The organism is Bacillus testis (genome assembly GCF_001243895.1).
Taxonomy (GTDB): domain Bacteria; phylum Bacillota; class Bacilli; order Bacillales; family DSM-1321; genus Bacillus_AD; species Bacillus_AD testis.
Window position 1 is genome coordinate 3428353 of record NZ_LN851186.1, and the last position, 21627, is coordinate 3449979.

26 protein-coding genes are annotated in these 21627 nt (G+C 39.3%); 9 read left to right on the plus strand and 17 right to left on the minus strand.

Going from position 1 to position 21627, the window contains the following annotated elements:
- Positions 1-266 precede the first annotated feature (266 nt).
- Positions 267-629, minus strand: coding sequence for an iron-sulfur cluster insertion protein ErpA (erpA, locus tag BN1765_RS17045; protein ID WP_050616242.1), 363 nt, complete (start codon positions 627-629; stop codon positions 267-269).
- Between the two features lie 254 nt (positions 630-883).
- On the opposite strand from erpA (BN1765_RS17045), the gene BN1765_RS20830 reads away from it, so the two are divergent.
- Entirely contained in the window at positions 884-1399 is a 516-nt protein-coding gene (locus BN1765_RS20830) for a DUF2225 domain-containing protein (RefSeq protein ID WP_050616243.1), read from the plus strand.
- 115 nt (positions 1400-1514) lie between these two features.
- On the opposite strand, the gene erpA (BN1765_RS17055) is transcribed toward BN1765_RS20830, so the two are convergent.
- Positions 1515-1877, minus strand: a complete 363-nt coding sequence (erpA, locus tag BN1765_RS17055; RefSeq protein WP_050616242.1) for an iron-sulfur cluster insertion protein ErpA — start codon at positions 1875-1877, stop codon at positions 1515-1517.
- A gap of 254 nt (positions 1878-2131) precedes the next feature.
- Here erpA (BN1765_RS17055) and BN1765_RS17060 point away from each other — a divergent pair, with 254 nt between their 5' ends.
- Positions 2132-2830, plus strand: coding sequence for a DUF2225 domain-containing protein (locus tag BN1765_RS17060; RefSeq protein WP_050616244.1), 699 nt, complete (start codon positions 2132-2134; stop codon positions 2828-2830).
- A gap of 43 nt (positions 2831-2873) precedes the next feature.
- On the opposite strand, the gene BN1765_RS17065 is transcribed toward BN1765_RS17060, so the two are convergent.
- Positions 2874-3113, minus strand: a complete 240-nt coding sequence (locus tag BN1765_RS17065; RefSeq protein WP_050616245.1) for a YuzB family protein — start codon at positions 3111-3113, stop codon at positions 2874-2876.
- A 288-nt stretch (positions 3114-3401) separates the two neighbouring features.
- Between BN1765_RS17065 and BN1765_RS17070 the strand changes: the two genes are divergently transcribed.
- On the plus strand, positions 3402-4469 hold the full coding sequence (locus BN1765_RS17070; RefSeq protein ID WP_050616246.1) for an NAD(P)/FAD-dependent oxidoreductase: 1068 nt from the start codon (positions 3402-3404) through the stop codon (positions 4467-4469).
- A 264-nt stretch (positions 4470-4733) separates the two neighbouring features.
- Positions 4734-5954, plus strand: coding sequence for an ISL3 family transposase (locus tag BN1765_RS17075; RefSeq protein ID WP_082195441.1), 1221 nt, complete (start codon positions 4734-4736; stop codon positions 5952-5954).
- Positions 5955-6158: 204 nt separating this feature from the next.
- Here BN1765_RS17075 and BN1765_RS17085 read toward each other — a convergent pair whose 3' ends face one another.
- A complete protein-coding gene (locus BN1765_RS17085) occupies positions 6159-6599 on the minus strand; it encodes a MarR family winged helix-turn-helix transcriptional regulator (protein WP_050613695.1) in 441 nt (146 codons plus the stop codon).
- A gap of 317 nt (positions 6600-6916) precedes the next feature.
- On the opposite strand from BN1765_RS17085, the gene BN1765_RS17090 reads away from it, so the two are divergent.
- Entirely contained in the window at positions 6917-8137 is a 1221-nt protein-coding gene (locus BN1765_RS17090; RefSeq protein WP_082195441.1) for an ISL3 family transposase, read from the plus strand.
- On the opposite strand, the gene BN1765_RS17095 is transcribed toward BN1765_RS17090, so the two are convergent.
- Positions 8107-8622 carry a MarR family winged helix-turn-helix transcriptional regulator gene (locus BN1765_RS17095; protein ID WP_050616248.1) on the minus strand — a complete coding sequence of 172 codons (516 nt, stop codon included), beginning with the start codon at positions 8620-8622 and terminating at the stop codon, positions 8107-8109. The genes BN1765_RS17090 and BN1765_RS17095 overlap by 31 nt on opposite strands.
- 317 nt (positions 8623-8939) lie before the next feature.
- Here BN1765_RS17095 and BN1765_RS17100 point away from each other — a divergent pair, with 317 nt between their 5' ends.
- Positions 8940-10160, plus strand: a complete 1221-nt coding sequence (locus BN1765_RS17100; RefSeq protein ID WP_082195512.1) for an ISL3 family transposase — start codon at positions 8940-8942, stop codon at positions 10158-10160.
- A 19-nt stretch (positions 10161-10179) separates the two neighbouring features.
- Here BN1765_RS17100 and BN1765_RS20180 read toward each other — a convergent pair whose 3' ends face one another.
- The 3 genes from BN1765_RS20180 to BN1765_RS20185 all read right to left on the minus strand — a co-directional run bounded on the left by BN1765_RS20180 (position 10180) and on the right by BN1765_RS20185 (position 12287).
- Positions 10180-10827 carry a replication-relaxation family protein gene (locus BN1765_RS20180; RefSeq protein WP_147554223.1) on the minus strand — a complete coding sequence of 216 codons (648 nt, stop codon included), beginning with the start codon at positions 10825-10827 and terminating at the stop codon, positions 10180-10182.
- The gene (locus BN1765_RS17110; protein WP_050616251.1) at positions 10724-11929 is read right to left on the minus strand and encodes an FtsK/SpoIIIE domain-containing protein; all 1206 of its coding nucleotides are present in this window, start codon (positions 11927-11929) and stop codon (positions 10724-10726) included. Before BN1765_RS17110 ends, BN1765_RS20180 begins: the two co-directional genes overlap by 104 nt.
- 196 nt (positions 11930-12125) lie before the next feature.
- Positions 12126-12287: a hypothetical protein gene (locus BN1765_RS20185; protein WP_154666096.1), complete on the minus strand. Its 162-nt coding sequence runs from the start codon at positions 12285-12287 to the stop codon at positions 12126-12128.
- A 155-nt stretch (positions 12288-12442) separates the two neighbouring features.
- Here BN1765_RS20185 and BN1765_RS17115 point away from each other — a divergent pair, with 155 nt between their 5' ends.
- Both BN1765_RS17115 and BN1765_RS17120 read left to right on the plus strand, forming a co-directional pair.
- The gene (locus BN1765_RS17115) at positions 12443-12655 is read left to right on the plus strand and encodes a helix-turn-helix transcriptional regulator (protein WP_050616252.1); all 213 of its coding nucleotides are present in this window, start codon (positions 12443-12445) and stop codon (positions 12653-12655) included.
- On the plus strand, positions 12652-13158 hold the full coding sequence (locus tag BN1765_RS17120) for a hypothetical protein (RefSeq protein ID WP_050616253.1): 507 nt from the start codon (positions 12652-12654) through the stop codon (positions 13156-13158). Before BN1765_RS17115 ends, BN1765_RS17120 begins: the two co-directional genes overlap by 4 nt.
- Before the next feature lie 120 nt (positions 13159-13278).
- On the opposite strand, the gene BN1765_RS17125 is transcribed toward BN1765_RS17120, so the two are convergent.
- The 9 genes from BN1765_RS17125 to BN1765_RS17160 all read right to left on the minus strand — a co-directional run bounded on the left by BN1765_RS17125 (position 13279) and on the right by BN1765_RS17160 (position 20118).
- A complete protein-coding gene (locus BN1765_RS17125; protein ID WP_050616254.1) occupies positions 13279-13848 on the minus strand; it encodes a hypothetical protein in 570 nt (189 codons plus the stop codon).
- 228 nt (positions 13849-14076) lie between these two features.
- On the minus strand, positions 14077-14337 hold the full coding sequence (locus BN1765_RS20190) for a hypothetical protein (protein WP_147554224.1): 261 nt from the start codon (positions 14335-14337) through the stop codon (positions 14077-14079).
- Between the two features lie 80 nt (positions 14338-14417).
- Positions 14418-15143 carry an IS21-like element helper ATPase IstB gene (gene istB, locus BN1765_RS17130; RefSeq protein ID WP_147554134.1) on the minus strand — a complete coding sequence of 242 codons (726 nt, stop codon included), beginning with the start codon at positions 15141-15143 and terminating at the stop codon, positions 14418-14420.
- Positions 15140-16567, minus strand: coding sequence for an IS21 family transposase (istA, locus tag BN1765_RS17135; protein WP_050613671.1), 1428 nt, complete (start codon positions 16565-16567; stop codon positions 15140-15142). Before istA ends, istB begins: the two co-directional genes overlap by 4 nt.
- A gap of 141 nt (positions 16568-16708) precedes the next feature.
- Positions 16709-17323, minus strand: a complete 615-nt coding sequence (locus tag BN1765_RS17140) for a hypothetical protein (protein ID WP_050616255.1) — start codon at positions 17321-17323, stop codon at positions 16709-16711.
- A 501-nt stretch (positions 17324-17824) separates the two neighbouring features.
- Positions 17825-18073 carry a hypothetical protein gene (locus BN1765_RS17145; protein ID WP_050616256.1) on the minus strand — a complete coding sequence of 83 codons (249 nt, stop codon included), beginning with the start codon at positions 18071-18073 and terminating at the stop codon, positions 17825-17827.
- 62 nt (positions 18074-18135) lie between these two features.
- A complete protein-coding gene (locus tag BN1765_RS17150) occupies positions 18136-18669 on the minus strand; it encodes a hypothetical protein (protein WP_050616257.1) in 534 nt (177 codons plus the stop codon).
- 257 nt (positions 18670-18926) lie between these two features.
- Positions 18927-19712 carry an N-acetylmuramoyl-L-alanine amidase family protein gene (locus BN1765_RS17155; protein WP_050616258.1) on the minus strand — a complete coding sequence of 262 codons (786 nt, stop codon included), beginning with the start codon at positions 19710-19712 and terminating at the stop codon, positions 18927-18929.
- Between the two features lies 1 nt (position 19713).
- Positions 19714-20118 (minus strand): phage holin family protein, encoded by a 405-nt coding sequence (locus BN1765_RS17160; RefSeq protein ID WP_050616259.1) that lies wholly within the window; start codon positions 20116-20118, stop codon positions 19714-19716.
- A gap of 367 nt (positions 20119-20485) precedes the next feature.
- On the opposite strand from BN1765_RS17160, the gene BN1765_RS17170 reads away from it, so the two are divergent.
- Positions 20486-21609, plus strand: a protein-coding gene (locus BN1765_RS17170) for an IS3 family transposase (protein WP_147554130.1) whose coding sequence is annotated in 2 segments (ribosomal slippage) — positions 20486-20732 and positions 20732-21609 — 1125 coding nt in all. Because the reading frame shifts where the segments join, the coding sequence is not laid out codon by codon here.
- Positions 21610-21627 lie beyond the last annotated feature (18 nt).

The window sequence follows — 21627 nt, forward strand, 5'->3', positions numbered from 1 at the left end:
CACCCCCTCGAGTCATAAGCCCCTCTCTTTCGGAAACGAAACCCATGTTTCCTGTAGAGAGGGTTCTTATGCTTGTCGGGGGTAAGCAGACCGGTTCAGCATTTCATAGTTGACTTATCGTAGAAGAGAAAAGCGGAGAACGCCCGTTTAGCGACGTACAAACTGGAGCGTTTCTCCTCAAGTTCTTTATTAATGACCTATAAAAAGCCCTCTCGGTTGTTATTAGCTACCGAGAGGGCTTTTGTCATTCAGGTTCAACCGCTTATTTAACATTCCTCAGGCTTGCCGGCATTTGTTGCTGTTCTGAAGGAAGAACCACAGCCGCAAGAGGCGATTGCGTTGGGATTATCGATGATGAAGCCGCCGCCCATCATGGACTGCTTGTAATCAATCACTGTGCCTTTAAGCACGGCAGCACTTTCTTGATCGATAACGATTTCAATGCCGTGCTGTTCAATTTTCATATCATCTTCGTTGACTTCAAGCGCGAAACCTAACCCATACGATAGGCCGCTGCAGCCGCCGCCATGGACTGCTACGCGCAAAAGGGAACCTTCCTCCTCATTATTTTTCATCATATCTTTTATTTGAAGTGCCGCTGACTCTGTAATTGTAATCAATTGTTCCATCTTATGAACCTCCTATTTTAACTGTGGGAAGCATTCTAACTCTTTATAAGTATATACAAAAGAGCCGCTTTTGCTCAACTTTTCTGGATTTCTTCCTGACCGATCCTGGCAGTCCTCCACATAGCTTCACTGCTACTTAACATGTCGGAAAAATATTAAGCATGATAAAATAACCAGAACTTTTTACCTATTTTACATATATTTCTTGTATAATTACAATATCAAGAAATATTATCCAGGAAGAAGGCATCACTTTGGAACAGATTCCTCCATTATATGAACATAAACAAACTTGCCACATGTGCCGAACACCTTTTACCACCTATAAAATTAGATCCAAATTCATTAAAGTAGAAAAATACGATACCGATTTTTGCCCTATATATAAGCCCGGCTCAGAAAACGGGCTGCTTTACCACATTTTTGTTTGCCCGCACTGTGGGTATTCCTATTCGGAGGATTTCAGTCCTTTTTTTGCGCCCGGCGTAAAGGAAAAAATTCAATCAAATATCTGCGACCGTTGGGTACCCCATAATTTTGGAAAGGAAAGAACTGCAACAGAAGCCATTAAAACACTGAAACTAGCCTTCTATACTGGCTCTCTTAAAAAGGAAAAACATATTATCCTTGCAGGCATATCAATGAGGATGGCCTGGCTGTACAGGATGAACCTAAATACAGAACAAGAGAACCGTTTTCTGTCGGCAGCGCTTCACGAATATAAGGAAAGTTATTCAACAGGGGANGAAAAGCGGAGAACGCCCGTTTAGCGACGTACAAACTGGAGCGTTTCTCCTCAAGTTCTTTATTAATGACCTATAAAAAGCCCTCTCGGTTGTTATTAGCTACCGAGAGGGCTTTTGTCATTCAGGTTCAACCGCTTATTTAACATTCCTCAGGCTTGCCGGCATTTGTTGCTGTTCTGAAGGAAGAACCACAGCCGCAAGAGGCGATTGCGTTGGGATTATCGATGATGAAGCCGCCGCCCATCATGGACTGCTTGTAATCAATCACTGTGCCTTTAAGCACGGCAGCACTTTCTTGATCGATAACGATTTCAATGCCGTGCTGTTCAATTTTCATATCATCTTCGTTGACTTCAAGCGCGAAACCTAACCCATACGATAGGCCGCTGCAGCCGCCGCCATGGACTGCTACGCGCAAAAGGGAACCTTCCTCCTCATTATTTTTCATCATATCTTTTATTTGAAGTGCCGCTGACTCTGTAATTGTAATCAATTGTTCCATCTTATGAACCTCCTATTTTAACTGTGGGAAGCATTCTAACTCTTTATAAGTATATACAAAAGAGCCGCTTTTGCTCAACTTTTCTGGATTTCTTCCTGACCGATCCTGGCAGTCCTCCACATAGCTTCACTGCTACTTAACATGTCGGAAAAATATTAAGCATGATAAAATAACCAGAACTTTTTACCTATTTTACATATATTTCTTGTATAATTACAATATCAAGAAATATTATCCAGGAAGAAGGCATCACTTTGGAACAGATTCCTCCATTATATGAACATAAACAAACTTGCCACATGTGCCGAACACCTTTTACCACCTATAAAATTAGATCCAAATTCATTAAAGTAGAAAAATACGATACCGATTTTTGCCCTATATATAAGCCCGGCTCAGAAAACGGGCTGCTTTACCACATTTTTGTTTGCCCGCACTGTGGGTATTCCTATTCGGAGGATTTCAGTCCTTTTTTTGCGCCCGGCGTAAAGGAAAAAATTCAATCAAATATCTGCGACCGTTGGGTACCCCATAATTTTGGAAAGGAAAGAACTGCAACAGAAGCCATTAAAACACTGAAACTAGCCTTCTATACTGGCTCTCTTAAAAAGGAAAAACATATTATCCTTGCAGGCATATCAATGAGGATGGCCTGGCTGTACAGGATGAACCTAAATACAGAACAAGAGAACCGTTTTCTGTCGGCAGCGCTTCACGAATATAAGGAAAGTTATTCAACAGGGGATTTCAGCAGTACCAGCATGTCTGAGACGCGCCTATTATATTTGTTGGGAGAAATCGCTTATCGATGCGGCAAGTTAGAAGAAGCGACAATGTTTCTCTCAAAGGTCATCGAAAAGCAAAAGTATACTATGGAAACCGGCATCATCGAGATGGCCAAGGATCGCTGGCTTACAATCAGAGAAACGAGAAATAAAGTTCCTAGCGTTTAAAAACAATTGCCAAACAAAAAACACAAGAATCTCTTGTGCTTTTTTAGTAGATCAGATTTTCTTCGATGAATTCATATATACGATCCACCAGCTCACTTGGATTTTCACCCGTAATCATTTCTCCGTTCACCAATGCATACATCTGTTGATCGCATATACCGCAATGGTTCAAACAGCCATATTCAAGGATATCTATAGTAGAATCATTCTCTAGCTTTTCCAGTGCTGGATAGGATCCGTTTGCCAGATTACTTACACAAAATTCAACAACCGGTCTAATCATCCTTTTCACCTCTCTGTTTCCCAAAATCCAGAAGTACGTTTTTTACTAAATCTAAAGATTATTTTACACCAGGTGAATCGTGTTATGTTTGATATTTCATAATATTGTTGTAGTTTTGACACATTTTCGATATACTAGCCTATGGTATGGAAGACAATAGTCGGGTTATTTCTGCTGATGTTCTGGGATAAACATCTCAATAATACGATTGCCTTCCAACGTAGAATAAGACTCATCACCATCAGTACAAAAACTAGCAATCCAGCATAAACAAAGGGGATATATGTGATGAAAAAACTAGTTATTTTGGGCGGGGGATATGGCGGAATGAAGGCGCTGAACCGATTATTGCCAAACAACCTCCCCGAAGATAGATCGATTACACTAATAGACCGCAACCCATATCATAGTCTGAAAACAGAACACTACGCACTTGCTGCAGGCACCATCTCCGACCAACATGTCCGTGTTTCTTTTCCGGAACATCCCCGCCTTACTTATAAGGCAGGCAATGTTACGGCCATTTCACTTGATGAAGCCACTATCACCTTAGAGGATGGAGAATCAATCCATTATGATGACTTGATCATCGGTCTAGGATGTGTGGATAAATACCATAATGTACCAGGAGCTAAAGAACTGACTTACAGCATCCAGACAATCCACCAAGCCCGTCGTACTTATCAAGCATTGAATAATCTAGGCAAGGGAGCCACTGTCAGTATCGTCGGAGCCGGACTGAGCGGAGTGGAACTTGCGAGTGAACTGATAGAGAGCCGCCCTGATCTTTCAATTAGGATCTTTGACCGCGGCGAGCATATCCTTTCATCATTCTCGCCAAAGCTTAGCACCTATATAGAAAATTGGTTCAAAAAACATAATGTGGAAGTAATCAACCACTCTAATATAACAGCAGTGGAAGAACATTATTTATATAACCACCAAGACCGCATCCAAAGTGATGTGATCGTATGGACAGCCGGGATTCAACCTAGCCGCGTTGTAAGGGAACTCCCTGTCGAGAAGGATAAACAGAACCGCATCAAGCTGACTCCGCAGCATTTTATACCTGGCTATGACAATGTGTTCGTTGTAGGCGACTGTGCCAGCCTGGATTATGCCCCAAGTGCGCAATTGGCTGAGGGCCAAGCCGAGCAGATTGTAGAAGTACTCGAAAAGAAATGGAAGAACGAACCGCTGCCTGAAAGTTTCCCTCCGATTAAGCTAAAAGGGACATTGGGCTCACTGGGCAAGAAACAGGGCTTCGGGCTTGTTGCTGACCGCCCGATAACAGGACGGGTAGCCCGCCTCCTTAAGTCCGGCATCCTGTGGATGTACAAATACCATAACGGCTGATGGATTTTTACAGATTGAAATGACTCTAAAACGTTGATATATAAGTGTTAGGGAAAAATTAACTCATTGAAATATATTGAAATAGATTTAGTTTCAGGCGGGCTTTAGGCGGGTTTTTTACCCGTCTTTTGTTATACCTCCTTAAATAAAACGGTTCTATACTAAATGTTGGGGTGTCCACTTAAAAATGGGCAAAAAAAGAGCACACAAGCTCCTAATTTCTTATACTTGAATTGACGAGAAACAAGATAGAAAAGGAGATGTGTGCTCTTGCATTTTAACATGATTCTGCCCGGACTTGAAGGGGCAACCATCATCAAAACCGACATCAATGAAGGAATCTACCAAATATATATTGAAATGCCGATTAAGGACCATGCCTGCCCTTCCTGTTCGAAGGAGACCAAGCGTGTCCATGACTACCGTATCCAAAAGATTAAGCATCTGAAAATGGCGGAACGCCCCACCATGATTATCTATCGGAAAAGGAGATATGCCTGCTTGTGCGGGAAACGTTTCTATGAGGAAAATCCTTTTGTGGAGAGGTATCAACACCATTCGAAGGAATGGAATCAACAGGTCCAGATTCGTACCGTCAAAGCCAAGACATTCACCGAAATTGCGGCCCAATACCATACATCCGTCAGTACGATCATACGGCGTTTTGACCGGATTATCCCCCAATCAATCAAGGGAGAGAAGGCCTTGCCCAAAGCGATTGCCATCGACGAATTCAAAGGGGATTCCGGAAAGGAAAAATATCAATTGATCATTGCCAATGCCGTGACCCGCGAACCGATCGACATCCTGCCAAACAGACGGAAAGACACAATTAAAGAGTACTTGCGGAAACATGGGGCCAAGGTGGAAGTGGTTGTCATGGATATGAGCCACGCCTTCAAGGCAGCTGTCAAACAGGCCTTGGACGGTCCTGTGATCGTGGCGGATGGGTTTCATTTCGTCCGGTATATGAATTGGGCGCTCGACAAGATCCGTGTGAGGGAACAAAACGAGTGGCATGCATACGACCGTAAAAAGTGTAAGAAGGTCCGTTACGTCTTTCATAAAGCTTCCCACAAGCTTACAAAAACAGATAAATGGTATCTGGAAAGATACTTTGCGCTGTCCCCTGAATTAAAAATAGCGTATGGGTTGAAAGAGGCCTTTTATGAGTGGTTTAACGAAGCCAAACGGCGGGGGCCAGGCCATATCGAGAAGACAAAAGAAGCGCTGCATGCGTTTTATGAAAAGGTGGAAGAAAGCAGGATTCCTGAGTTCGTGAAAACCGTCCAGACCTATCGAAATTGGGAAACGGAAATCCTTAACCGTTTTGAATTTGGGTACTCCAATGGGTTTGTGGAAGGGTTGAACAACTTGACAAAGGTCATGAAACGGAATGCCTTTGGGTTCAGGAACTTCGCTCGTTTTAGGGCACGAATCCTCCTGCATCACCACTATAAATCAATAGGCAATTCATTAGGATAAAGGGGCAGAGAAATGTTCTCTACCCCAACACTTGAAAAAGAACCNCACCTGTAATTGCCATTGAACCGACATCAGGGATATGCCCAATAAAAACACGATCGACAATATTGTATAGTGCATTCACAATCATTCCGATTATGGCAGGAATCGAATACTTCATTAGTAGTTTTGCTATTGATTCTGTACCTAATACGTTTTGATTAATCAATTGTTTTCTCCTCTCATTAAGCTATTCGTGATTTTTTGCAATAAATAAATCATTTGTGCTTCTTCTTCTTTAGTTAAACTCTGTTTGATGGTTTCGTCCCAAGCATGAACTTTATTAAATACTTCTTCTTTAATGTCCAATGCTTTTTCTGTAATAAAAACTTTATAATAGCGATTATCTTTTTGATCACGAACCCGATAAACTAAGTTCTCCTCTTCTAATTTTTTCATTGCTCTGGCGACGGTCGCTTTGTCCACTAAAAGCAGCTTCGATAGCTCCTCTTGACTGATGCCGTCCTGGCGGTAAAGCTGCAAAAGAAACCTGTATTGTCCGGAGCCAATTCCGAATTCCTGAAGCTCTTTAGAAATAATCGCTGAACCTTTGCAATAAATTTGTGCAATATAACGTCCCATCTTCTCATCGTGGTTGTTATTCATATTGTCTGGTTACCTTTCATGGAAAAATTTGATTAAAAACAGTTGTTAGCGCAACTATTTAGGCGGTTTTTATGGATTTAATATCGTATGTCGGTTCCTCAAACACTATATTAATATAATTATAAATAGTTGATAACGCAACTATTAATTAGTACTATGGATAAAACTACCCGCTTTTCCACTTCATTCAGATACGAAAAACTTTGGTTCTATACTAAATGTTGGGGTGTCCACTTAAAAATGGGCAAAAAAAGAGCACACAAGCTCCTAATTTCTTATACTTGAATTGACGAGAAACAAGATAGAAAAGGAGATGTGTGCTCTTGCATTTTAACATGATTCTGCCCGGACTTGAAGGGGCAACCATCATCAAAACCGACATCAATGAAGGAATCTACCAAATATATATTGAAATGCCGATTAAGGACCATGCCTGCCCTTCCTGTTCGAAGGAGACCAAGCGTGTCCATGACTACCGTATCCAAAAGATTAAGCATCTGAAAATGGCGGAACGCCCCACCATGATTATCTATCGGAAAAGGAGATATGCCTGCTTGTGCGGGAAACGTTTCTATGAGGAAAATCCTTTTGTGGAGAGGTATCAACACCATTCGAAGGAATGGAATCAACAGGTCCAGATTCGTACCGTCAAAGCCAAGACATTCACCGAAATTGCGGCTCAATACCATACATCCGTCAGTACGATCATACGGCGTTTTGACCGGATTATCCCCCAATCAATCAAGGGAGAGAAGGCATTGCCCAAAGCGATTGCCATCGACGAATTCAAAGGGGATTCCGGAAAGGAAAAATATCAATTGATCATTGCCAACGCTGTGACCCGCGAACCGATCGACATCTTGCCAAACAGACGGAAAGACACAATTAAAGAGTACTTGCGGAAACATGGGGCCAAGGTGGAAGTGGTTGTCATGGATATGAGCCACGCCTTCAAGGCAGCTGTCAAACAGGCCTTGGACGGTCCTGTGATTGTGGCGGATGGGTTTCATTTCGTCCGGTATATGAATTGGGCGCTCGACAAGATCCGTGTGAGGGAACAAAACGAGTGGCATGCATACGACCGTAAAAAGTGTAAGAAGGTCCGTTACGTCTTTCATAAAGCTTCCCACAAGCTTACAAAAACAGATAAATGGTATCTGGAAAGATACTTTGCGCTGTCCCCTGAATTAAAAATAGCGTATGGGTTGAAAGAGGCCTTTTATGAGTGGTTTAACGAAGCCAAACGGCGGGGGCCAGGCCATATCGAGAAGACAAAAGAAGCGCTGCATGCGTTTTATGAAAAGGTGGAAGAAAGCAGGATTCCTGAGTTCGTGAAAACCGTCCAGACCTATCGAAATTGGGAAACGGAAATCCTTAACCGTTTTGAATTTGGGTACTCCAATGGGTTTGTGGAAGGGTTGAACAACTTGACAAAGGTCATGAAACGGAATGCCTTTGGGTTCAGGAACTTCGCTCGTTTTAGGGCACGAATCCTCCTGCATCACCACTATAAATCAATAGGCAATTCATTAGGATAAAGGGGCAGAGAAATGTTCTCTACCCCAACACTTGAAAAAGAACCNCAATTGTTTTCTCCTCTCATTAAGCTATTCGTGATTTTTTGCAATAAATAAATCATTTGTGCTTCTTCTTCTTTAGTTAAACTCTGTTTGATGGTTTCGTCCCAAGCATGAACTTTATTAAATACTTCTTCTTTAATGTCCAATGCTTTTTCTGTAATAAAAACTTTATAATAGCGATTATCTTTTTGATCACGAACCCGATAAACTAAGTTCTCCTCTTCTAATTTTTTCATTGCTCTGGCGACGGTCGCTTTGTCCACTAAAAGCAGCTTCGATAGCTCCTCTTGACTGATGCCGTCCTGGCGGTAAAGCTGCAAAAGAAACCTGTATTGTCCGGAGCCAATTCCGAATTCCTGAAGCTCTTTAGAAATAATCGCTGAACCTTTGCAATAAATTTGTGCAATATAACGTCCCATCTTCTCATCGTGGTTGTTATTCATATTGTCTGGTTACCTTTCATGGAAAAATTTGATTAAAAACAGTTGTTAGCGCAACTATTTAGGCGGTTTTTATGGATTTAATATCGTATGTCGGTTCCTCAAACACTATATTAATATAATTATAAATAGTTGATAACGCAACTATTAATTAGTACTATGGATAAAACTACCCGCTTTTCCACTTCATTCAGATACGAAAAACTTTGGTTCTATACTAAATGTTGGGGTGTCCACTTAAAAATGGGCAAAAAAAGAGCACACAAGCTCCTAATTTCTTATACTTGAATTGACGAGAAACAAGATAGAAAAGGAGATGTGTGCTCTTGCATTTTAACATGATTCTGCCCGGACTTGAAGGGGCAACCATCATCAAAACCGACATCAATGAAGGAATCTACCAAATATATATTGAAATGCCGATTAAGGACCATGCCTGCCCTTCCTGTTCGAAGGAGACCAAGCGTGTCCATGACTACCGTATCCAAAAGATTAAGCATCTGAAAATGGCGGAACGCCCCACCATGATTATCTATCGGAAAAGGAGATATGCCTGCTTGTGCGGGAAACGTTTCTATGAGGAAAATCCTTTTGTGGAGAGGTATCAACACCATTCGAAGGAATGGAATCAACAGGTCCAGATCCGTACCGTCAAAGCCAAGACATTCACCGAAATTGCGGCCCAATACCATACATCCGTCAGTACGATCATACGGCGTTTTGACCGGATTATCCCCCAATCAATCAAGGGAGAGAAGGCCTTGCCCAAAGCGATTGCCATCGACGAATTCAAAGGGGATTCCGGAAAGGAAAAATATCAATTGATCATTGCCAATGCCGTGACCCGCGAACCGATCGACATCCTGCCAAACAGACGGAAAGACACAATTAAAGAGTACTTGCGGAAACATGGGGCCAAGGTGGAAGTGGTTGTCATGGATATGAGCCACGCCTTCAAGGCAGCTGTCAAACAGGCCTTGGACGGTCCTGTGATCGTGGCGGATGGGTTTCATTTCGTCCGGTATATGAATTGGGCGCTCGACAAGATCCGTGTGAGGGAACAAAACGAGTGGCATGCATACGACCGTAAAAAGTGTAAGAAGGTCCGTTACGTCTTTCATAAAGCTTCCCACAAGCTTACAAAAACAGATAAATGGTATCTGGAAAGATACTTTGCGCTGTCCCCTGAATTAAAAATAGCGTATGGGTTGAAAGAGGCCTTTTATGAGTGGTTTAACGAAGCCAAACGGCGGGGGCCAGGCCATATCGAGAAGACAAAAGAAGCGCTGCATGCGTTTTATGAAAAGGTGGAAGAAAGCAGGATTCCTGAGTTCGTGAAAACCGTCCAGACCTATCGAAATTGGGAAACGGAAATCCTTAACCGTTTTGAATTTGGGTACTCCAATGGGTTTGTGGAAGGGTTGAACAACTTGACAAAGGTCATGAAACGGAATGCCTTTGGGTTCCGGAACTTCGCTCGTTTTAGGGCGCGAATCCTCCTGCATCACCACTATAAATCAATAGGCAATTCAGTAGGATAAAGGGGCAGAGAAATGTTCTCTACCCCAACACTTGAAAAAGAACCAATAAAACCACTTCTCCCCTCAACTTAAACTCCAGCAGCCACTTTTCAAATTTCCGCTTACGATCCAGAGTAGTCGTGAAGATTTCAAGTCTCGGTGTGTCCAGCTGCTTAAAGCACTCCTTGTATTCCTGCAGCTTCTTCCGATTGTCCTTCATATCACGCGTGTTATCGATTTCTACCACATGCGAATACCCGTTCCTTCTATAAATGGCATCTGCCACAATTCTATGCTTAGATGTAACAGACATGCCCTTTATGATAATCCCAAGGGTCTTCGGTTGCTCTACCGTGTACTCCAATACAGATTCAATTTGCCAGTCAACGGGGCATCTTAAATATAGATAGGCATCGTTCCTCAAAAGGGTATGTTCCATGTTGGATGATTTCTTCACTTCCCTATATGATCCGATTAATGACCGCCCCGCCCGATTCAGATAAAATACTTTCTCTTTATTATAGAAGGTTGTCGATGTGTATGGCTCAATCTTCTTCAGTGCGAAACAGGCATTCCGGTAGCTCTTAAGATCGTGTATTCCACGAAGATGCCTGATCGTGGCCATACCCAACTGGTCTATCGTCGTTAACAACATCTCCGTTCGGGACTGCTGCATTAAGGATGTCATGTTCTCTCTCCCCCATTTTCTCAAACATGTATTTATCGGTGATATACGGCACCTGGACAGTGCGCTTTTTCTCAACCTTATAAATGGCGCGTCCGGGGATGGCTGGCAGTTCCTCTGCCCCGTTTTCGTCTAAAATCACACGGCTGGATATTTGTGCTGCAGCTATAAAGGATAATCTGGCGACAATATTCATTTTTATCTGCATAGGCACGGCTTCTTTCACGGGATACTGCGTACAGAAAAGCATTCGGTACCCAATACCTTCGCCAATTCGCGCTATCTCAGATAACGTCTGCTGGCAGTAATTAGCGTATTTCTTTAGTTCCCCTGTTAAAAGGTTTGGCGACAATTCGGCACCCTCATCGACAATAATAAAGGTGCGTTTTTTGATTGGCGTATCGATAATATTGGTGTAGCCGTTCTTTCTGAACAGCTTTTCTCGCCGTTTTAAATCCTCGTGAATGGTGGACAGAAGCTCAACCGATCCATATAGATCAGCAGCCACTCCTTTCACTTGAGGCAGGCCGATATACTTCCCAAACTCCAAGCCGCCTTTAAGGTCCAAAAAATAAAATTCGGCATGTTCCATTTGGTTTAACAAAAGTGTGTAGAAAGCTTCTTTGATGAAAACCGTCTTGCCGAACCGGGTAACGCCGCCCACAAGCATGTGAGGGTATTTTTCAAAATCGTGGTAAAGGATCCCTTCTTGGTTTTTGCCGATCGGCACCAGCCACTTACCTGGTCGCAGTAATCCATCATCATAATTCCAGCTCTTAGGTAAGGCCTCCCTATATGCCTTCAGCTTCATTACGCCGTCCGCAAACTCAGTGGCACAGTCTTTATTGATTCCTTCTTCAATCGCCGGCAGGAGTGCTTCGAAATGGTCTGAGGATAAGCCGAGTGGAAGTGAGTAAATATAAGTGGAGTGTGTATCCTTGTGGGTATCATTGAGCAGGATCGGATATAGCATTTCATCATCTTTTTTTATGCCAAGCCCACGATTCTCAAAGACCTGTTGGATCTTTACCTTGTCCTTCATCCTCCGTTTTGGGACAAGCGCTGCTGTAAGGGCAAGCACCGGCAAAGCTAAGATTTCTATCATTGTAATCCTCCTTGTAGTGTTCAAGGTAATTTTCATCAGCTGTAATTTACAATGTAATTTACAGTCCTTTATATACCACTAGATTGATCTTGTACTAAGCCTTACATTTTACCTTCGACAGATACTGATCTCCCCACCTTTCCATTCCCGTCATACGCGAGAGCGAAATTTTCAAATAATTGAATTGTGTAATCAATTAAAGGAACATCCCAGCTGCCATTTTGATCAAATAAATAAGTCCTCCGATTTTTGCCGTTTCCATGGTTAAAGTCAAAAGGCCGTGGTTAATTTCCATGCCTGAGCTTTCCAATAAACTGATTCCCAACATTGTTGCTCCAAATGCCCCCACTAATAGCATTCGCTTCACGCTCCCTTTTCTTTGTATACTTCAATGTATGGATACCGGCCTAATTTAATGCGTGTACAGCAAAATTTAATTTGGATTAACAACGATGTAATTGACACGAAAAGGAATTATAGCTTGTATAGAGAAATATACATAGGGTGATGTAAATGAAGGAACTAAAAAAGGTAAATATCGGTTGGCTGATGAATAAGGCAGGATACACAAGGATAGCTCTGAGCAATCGCTACGAAAAAACACCTAACACCATATCAAATTGGTGTACTGGAAAAAGCTTTCCTAGCGTTAAAGAGTTATTCGATCTTGCCGATATATTAGGGGTTAAAGTAGATGATCTGTATGAATGGGAGGAGAAAGAATGAAGAGTAAATTATTACTTCTATGCATGACTATTATTATTGCTACTGCTCTTGCTGCCTGTGATGGAGAAGAGACAAAGGAAAAAGCAACTGATTCAAAAGTAGAAAACAAGCAAAATAGTAAGGATGAAGATAGTAAAATTCCTTTTCCTGAAAACACTAAACCAATTGGGAATGCAACTATAACTGTTAGCACACCTGCCGGCAATTCAAAGGATGGTAACGTTCCAGTTTTATTTGTAAACAAAGATTCCTTATCAGAAAGTATCGGAGTTGATTACGAGAACTTTCAGGGAGATAAAGAAACTTTTGTTTATATCAATAAAAAACATCACCATACAGAGCAATACGCAAGTTTAACTCAAAGTTCAGAAGGATTAGAAGGCAATTTTTTAAAGCCGGGTAATTATACAATTGCTGCCGTTCAGTTTGAAGATAACAATCCTTCTAAAACACCGGTAACTTATACTGAAGCAAAGTATGAAATCAAAAAAGCTACGGAATAAGGAAAAGACTCAAATTCTAACTGTGAAGTAGCATTGAACAATTGAACAAGAAGAATGCCCTTCTCACATTGAGAGGGCAATTTTTTGATCTTATTTATATTTTACTACTTTATTCTCAAGTTAAAAAAGTAATTCTACGTTTGGTCTCTTTTTAATACTTTCAGGCATTTTCTTAACTATTAAGTAATACTTATCATCCGGGATTTTTAACTTATAATTCATATCAATATCATGGATTTTAGCGTTTATATTTTTAATATTATTTTCTTTTTTTCCGCTAATTACCAAAAAATAACCCTTATTTGTTTTAATACTATCGTATGAATCATACATAGGCCTACTACTACCAGTTTTACTAAATTTTATTTTTAATTTTCCATTTAACCCTTTTTTCATTACAGCAAATGCTGTTTGATCTCTTAGTAGATAGTGTGCTACATAGATATTTGAATCACCTAATTGAACAACTTTTAATAATTTTGGGTTTTCTTCTTTTACATTAGGTACATCGATTATTTTATCTATCTTTTTTATATCTGTTTTTGTTGAATCATTTTTCTTCTCCCATTCAGTTAAACTTTTTTGAATATCTTGATTATTATTTTCAATGGTATAGCTCTTAACGATAAACATAGAAAAACAAATTAAAAAAATTAACACAAAAGAAGTGGCAATAAATATTCTCTTCAAGTTATTTTATACCTCCTTGGTAAATCTACTAAATATAATTAAATGTAAGATAAACATACTATATTTCACTTAATTATTATAATAGCTGTCAATAAATAAAAAAGCCCTTCTATTTACGAGATGGGCAATTTTTTTTTATTATTCAAGTTACATATTTTAAACGTTCACTAGGGATTAAATATTTATAAGGGCAACTATAATAGTTACCCTTATAAATTATCTTATTGTTTATGAACCAATTTTTAAGTTGAAATCTAATACAAATTCTTGAGTTGACCAAGCTGAAGGAACATCAACAGATGCTGGTCCTAGACTAACACTACCGGTAAAAGGAATTAATACGTGGACATATTTACCTTGAAATTTTGATGTTAATCCATTTTTACTTATTGGGACTCTTATATCTTGTGAAATTCCTCCTGCTTGCCACGTTGATTTCCCTAAGAAGTATTCACCAACAATTCCGTATAACTCTTGGCTAAGGTCCATTCTGTGATTCGTTGTATTTTGCAAGAAAAAAGTGCAGAGTATTGCAGCGGAAAATACAGAGTATTGCCACCCAGTATTTTTTATGCTTTTTTTGATAAGGCATTAGCCAAACGGAAACTACTTCCGGTATATGAAACAATATGAGCGTGATGAATTAAACGATCTACTAAAGCTGCTGTTAATCGGGAATCGGAAAAGATTCGATTCCATTGGCTAAACTCCAAGTTAGAAGTAATAATTAAACTTTTTTGTTCATAGCACTCTGAAATGAGTTGAAACAGTAATTCGGCACCTTCTGTGCCAAAAGGGACATAGCCCATTTCATCTAATATCAATACATCTACTTTCTCTAATTTTCGTCGGAAAGAAGCAAATCGACCATTTGCTAACGTTTTCTCTAATTCCTCTACTAAATGAGATACCCTATAAAATCTCACATCATATCCTTTTTCGCACGCACGTCTACCTAAGGCGGAAGCTAAGTGGGTTTTCCCTGTTCCAGGAGCTCCTACTAGAATCACATTTTCTTTCCTCGAAACAAATGATAGATCCATTAGTTCCTCTTTTGTCAGATGGGCCGGTAAATGGATATCCTTGTGCCATTGATAGGTCTCTAATACTTTATGATCAATAAAACGAGCTTTTTTTATATTTCTTATCGCTTTTGCTTGTTCTCTTCCGACTTGTTCTTTTAATAAAAGGTGATAAATGAATTCTTCCCGAGTCGTAAAAGGAATGTCTTCATATCCTTCTGCCATATAAGGCAATTTTAATTGCCTACATAACTTTAAAATGGCCTCATTCACTCTTGTTGCACTCCTTCCGGAGTAGGTTGTAAAGCATCATAGCTAGACCACTCCACTTCATAAGGATGATTGATTTCGTTATCCCGTTGGCCAATATACTCATAAAAATGTTCTTCAATTTCTTTCATATCATGCTGTAATAACAGACTAATTATTTCATTGATTCGTTGTTTACGAATAGCTAATGAGGGAACCAAAAGATACTCACGAATCCTAGCCGGTAAGTATTCCTTATATCGTGAATGTCCAATAACACGCGGTTTATGCATCCAATCTTTCAATATGTCACTCCATGGGATTAATCTTCTCTTCTTCATGTACGGACGGAAGTCCGTTAGTAATATTTCTCCATTACCGGTCACAATCCGATATTGATCCCAATATAGAATACAGTATAAAGGATAATAATTTTTGGCTTTAGGAATATGAATAAGATGTTGATCCAATTTGAATTCATTGTATTTATTTACTTTAATCAATGTTTCCTTAAACACAGGATAATCTTCTTCTGGCAGCTTATATAACTTCTTTTGTTCTTCTTCCCACAGATACTCTATTGATTCTTGTTTCTTATAATGTTCTCTTTGTCGATCTTTCTGTAATACTTCTTTTAATTGTTCAGTCAAGTCATCAAAATCCTTTATTACTGGAGGGACGCTAAAAAAGTTGTATCGTATATAACCAACCTTTCTTTCCACGCTTCCTTTTTCATGTCCACTTCGGGGATTACATACTTGTACGTCAAATCCATAATGGTTTTGAAAAGCCATCAATTCATCTGTTAATTGAGCTTCTCCATTTGAATCCCTTACTTTTTTGACAGCTGGCGTTAGATTATCAATTCGTATACTTTTTGGTACGCCACCTGCTTGTTCAAACAATTGCTTTAATCCACTTAAAAAGCATTCTTGATTTTCTGAAGGAAGTGGGACAGAGAAAGCCACATTACTATAGGGGAAAGACATAATTAATGCATGTATATCGACTATTTCCCCCTCCAGCACAGCCTCCATGATTCCAAAATCAACCTGAGCTTCTCCAATTGGATGATTCAATCGCTCATATCCTTTATCCTTTTGACTCTCTTCAGTCGCCCTCCAATCCGAAATAAATTGGCAAACGGTTCGATAAGAACCGGGAAAGCCATACTTCAATAATTCTTGAAAAAGTTGTTTATTTGTTCTACGAAGTTTCTTTTTTAAGCGAGCATCTTCTTCCAACCAATCACATACCATCTCTCCCCAACGTTCTTCATACATCATTCCTTTTTTAGATTGAATTTTAGAAGTGGGTACCTGATCTTTATCCGCATATTTTTTTGCGGTCCGCCAATTGATATTCATGGTTTTTGCGATTTTGGAAATAGATAACCCTTTTTGATTTCTCATTAATTTGATACAATGAACCTCAGACATTGCTAGCATCCTTTCTTACCTCCACTGTTTGATTAGACACCTATACAGTAGAGGGACTTGGGGTGACTGGCAAGTCTTTTTTTTATGGCACTAAAAAAAGTGCTAGACTCTGTACAAAAACGTTGCACAAGTCTGCACTTTTATTTTGCATTACACATTCATGGTAGTTGGAGTAGTATGGTACCCGTCTAATGTACTAGCTAATCCTGTGAAATTTCTATCCCATGATAAGGCCATAGTATCTGTTAAAGCAATCGAAGGTACTGCATTCCAATAAAAATCCATCATTGCTTTATATTGATATTCCTTTGTTGGATTACTTGATGGTACTTTATCAACCATTGCAGAAACAGATAATTTACTGTCTTGGTATGAATCTCCAGCAGAAAGAGGAGCTATTCCGCTAATCGGTGATGGTAAATACATTACTGAGATTCCATTTTTATTTGCATAATTTTGCATATCTCTCGCCATAATTTGTCTAATTTGTTCTCTGTTTTTGTCTGTAACTTCGTATTTTTTACCGTCAGGGCTGTTATAGTATTCAGTAACTTCAAGACTATAATCAGCTCGTTTATTTTTTGAATTAGCCTGTCTTTCTTTAACAATATCAGACATCATGCTAATTTCTTCATCAGAATAGCCTTTACTTTTTAATATTTGATCTAGACTTTCTGTTGCAGCACTTGCATTAAGTGAGAATGCACTACCAGTAAAGATGAATAAAAAAGCAGCAGCAATCAAACTTTTTAAAACTTTTTTCATTTTTCAACCTCTCCCTTGGATGTTATTGGAACGTTTCCTTCTTTATGGTAACAGTTATTTCTATTTTACAAAAATGTTCATATACTTTTAATAAAGTTAAATTCCCAAAATATTTATCTATATCCTTTATATTACTCTATTTATCTAAAAAATACTTATAAATACATAAGTTGAAATAAACTTATAAATATGTAAAAGAAAGAGAATGATATCAGGGGCTTCTTCTTTTTTAGCAAAATCTTATGCTGTTAAATCGCTCCGTTACACGCATAATAACAAATTTTAAGTTGCCTCCTTCTTCCTAAAATATTTAAATGTTACTTTATTTTTTTAAAACAATATTGTTCAGATTTACAAAAAAGAAAAAATACTACAAATTACCTAAATTATTCTGATATAAATAAAAGTAAAGGGGCTAAAGAAAGAAAAAGAAGTAAAGCCCATCCAATTTCGGAAGGGCTTTTTTCAAGACATTAGTTGTAAGTGGACATCAGGTTATTTTTAGTTTCTTTTTATAAATTGACTTACTGATATTTGATTGTTAAGGACTTCTTCACTTGAATTATTATAAAATTTATACTTTATCAAATCTGATGTTGATACTTTGTTCTCTTTGATTAAGTAATTTATTCTAAGTACTACTTCTAAAAAGCTCAACCCTTTAACCGAAGTTAAAACCTCATCATTATTATTAAGGTAAACTTCATAATTAGAAGGGCTGCCCATATATTGTTTGATTAATATTTCCATTCAACACCTCGAACGTTCAATAGATACTTTACTTAATAAACTTATTACCAATTTCCAAGAGTTTAATTTTCAACTGTGAATTTTGTTGACCATATACTACTAACAGTCAATGACTTACCATAACTTGTTTCCAACCAACCCGTAGCTTTTGCCTGATATTTTCCGCCACCAGGCAATATTTTTGAATCTTGGTCATAAAAAGAATGACTACTTCCTTGAGGATAATGTTCAAGAATATGGTAACCAACGTTTGTTAGAGAGCCATTACTTTCTACCTTGTAATATGTGATTGTAATGTTACCATATGAAAGAGGCTCAACTGAAGTTAAACTAATATTACATAATGCTGCAGCATATCCATCACCTTCACATTTTAATACTCCTCCACCAACTAATCCGGTTACCTCTACCGATGGATCTTCCGAGTTATTTTCCTCTTCCTCCGACGATTGAGAGTCATCAGATTTAATACTACTAGATACTGAGGTCTCTCCATTACTAGATTGCTCAGATGCGAAAGAATTAGTGTTAACCATAAAAAGAGAAAACAATAAGATTACTGCACTTAAAAATAGGACACTCTTAAACTTCAACATACAATACAAACCCCCTTTACATTTTTTTACAATTCATATTGATAGAGTATCACTATAGATTACAAAAGTAAATATTACGAAAATAATAGTGTATTTTTTTATCCTTAACTTTAACCCCATTTTTATCGTGTAATTATTATCTAGGCCGTTCCCATCTTTAAACCAACCTTTATTTAAAAAGCCAGCCCCACGCTTGAATTTGATGTATAAGTTCTTCTTAATAAGGCCCCTCCAATTAAGGAAGGGCTTTTGCTTTGTTACTCTGCTTTTATATATGTGAGATAGCCAAATTTGGCTTTGATCTTAGCCGCGGCCGTCTCAGCTGAAGCTTTGCCAACGAAGGTGCCAGTGATTGCCCGCAGCCCATTTGTATCGTATGGATAGGCATTTTTAAACAGTGTAAGCAAGTTTTTAATGGCTTGCTTTTGACTATCTACATCTTTAAAGGTTCCTGTGGTTACACGATATAGCTTATTGTCAGCAGCCTCTTCCTCAGAAACTGCTATGTTCTTAAGAGTCAGGCCAAAAGCTTTCACTAGACCGTTCACATGGCCCTGAGCGATTTTATCCAGATATGCTCCATTCTTAAGCTTTGCCGCATCTGTAGCGTTATCAATAAAGCCATTCTCTGTTAATATGGCCGGCATATTAGATTCACGCAGCACATGCAGGTTGGATTGTTTTTTGCCACGGTCATTAAAATCAAGCAGCTTCATGATTTCGGCATGGATCAAATTTTGATAGGTTGTAGTTGGCGCCCCGCTGCCTGGATAAACAAAAGTTTCAAAGCCCGTCCCACCGCCAGAGTTTACGTGGACGGACATGAAGAATGTAGCTCCCCAAGCATTCGCCGCATTAGTACGGTCAGAGAGAGATGGGAACGTGTCGCTGGTCCGGCTCATTTTTACTTCCACATTATATTTAGCCAGGAGATTTTTGATACGCGTGGCAATCGCCAGAGTGATGTCTTTCTCCTGAATACCGTTACCTACTGCACCTGGGTCGCTGCCACCGTGTCCTGGATCTAGAAAGATTTTTACCATATTATTTTTCCTCCTTTTTATCTGGTTCTGATTCAATAACGTGCAATTTTTCTGTGATGACAGACGGTATTTTAAGCCCGACTATCGCAAGATTTTCTAAGATGGACAATCCTTCATTGGCAATATAAAAAAGGACCGTCACAAATGCGATCGATCCATTCAGCCCCATTATTTTATCGATGATATTTGCCAAGATAATGATAATGAAAATGCCCAGTTTACGAGCATATCCATAAAAAGCCGTCCTGCTTCTCAAACGTTTTTCCTTAATGGCTACAAGGACCCCTGTAAAAATATCGCATATAACTGCGATAACTAGCAGATCCAAATATTTCACGTTCCCGAATAGATATGCTTGGACAATTTCTAAATTGCTGGCTTGGATTAGCAATGCGCCTTCCTCCATTCAACTCATCTCCTTTAATTTTCTGACCCCCCGGTAAGAAAAAAGGACATAAAAAATGAGGTGACCCCCAAAAGTTAGAGTTTTATATTAAGCAACTAATTGGATAGGCAACACTTAACTGGACAAAAAAATTAAGGTGTGGCGGACAAAATCCTCATTTTGAGTATAGCTTCCTTATAAGATGGAAAAAGCTGTACTAGTCACTTTATATGGAGGTTCTGGCATGGTAGCCTGACGTGGCTTGCCAGTTTGATAAACTGGCAGTCTGGCTTTTCAGCCATGCCAGTAGAGGCTCCATGTCAAGTGACGGTGTGAACACTCTATTTAACAAGTCTGCCATTACCTATTCAGTTAAGGAGCGTTGTATATGACCAGATCGAGACGAACATTTACCGAAGATTTCAAGAAACAAATTGTATTACTATATGAGAATGGAAAACCACGAAAAGAGATTATCGCTGAATATGAGCTGACCCCGTCTGCCCTAGATAAGTGGGTGAAGCAAAGCAGAACGGCTGGTTCCTTTAAGGAAGCAGACAATCGTACACCTGAACAAACTGAATTAATGAAGATACGCAAAGAACTGAAACAGCTACAAATGGAAAATGACATTTTAAAGCAAGCCGCGCTGATCATGGGACGAAAGTAAAAGTGATTCGAAATAACCGTCACAAATACTCGGTATCAGCAATGTGCATCGTCCTCAACATTTCCCGTTCTTCTTATTATTATGAAGCGAAAATACAGGATAATCAGCAGGAAGAGCGTATTCGGTCACTGATCATTGAAATCTTTCAGAAAAGCCGCCAGAACTATGGAGCGCGCAAGATTAAGATTGAATTGAAAAAGCAAGACCATCGTGTGTCCCGCCGCCGAATCGGACGGATTATGAAGGAAGAAGGATTGATATCGTCTTATACATTAGCCCAGTTCAAACCCCATAAAGCCCAATGTAACGAAGAAAAAGTGGGTAACGAGTTAGATCGGAGCTTTCACCAACAAGAAGAGCTGGCTGTCGTTGTCAGTGACCTGACGTATGTACGTGTCAAGGATTCCTGGAACTATATCTGCTTATTGATTGATTTATATAACCGTGAGTTGATTGGACACAGTGTAGGACCGAAAAAAGATGCCAAACTGGTGAGTAAAGCACTGTCTACTGTGCAACATGATCTGCGATTGATCACCTTATTTCATACAGACCGAGGCAGCGAATTTAAAAATAAGCATTTGGATGAAACGCTTGAAACTTTTGAAATTAAGCGGTCATTAAGTATGAAAGGATGTCCCTATGATAACGCAGTGGCAGAAGCGACTTACAAAATCTTAAAAACAGAGTTTGTGAGAGGACGAACATTTGAAACACTCGAACAGTTACGTTCTGAACTATATGATTATGTCCATTGGTTTAACCATTTCAGAATTCACGAAACATTGGGATATTTAAGTCCCGTTCAGTTTAAAGAAACACACCTTAAAAAAAGTGTCTAGTTTAGTGTTACCATTCCA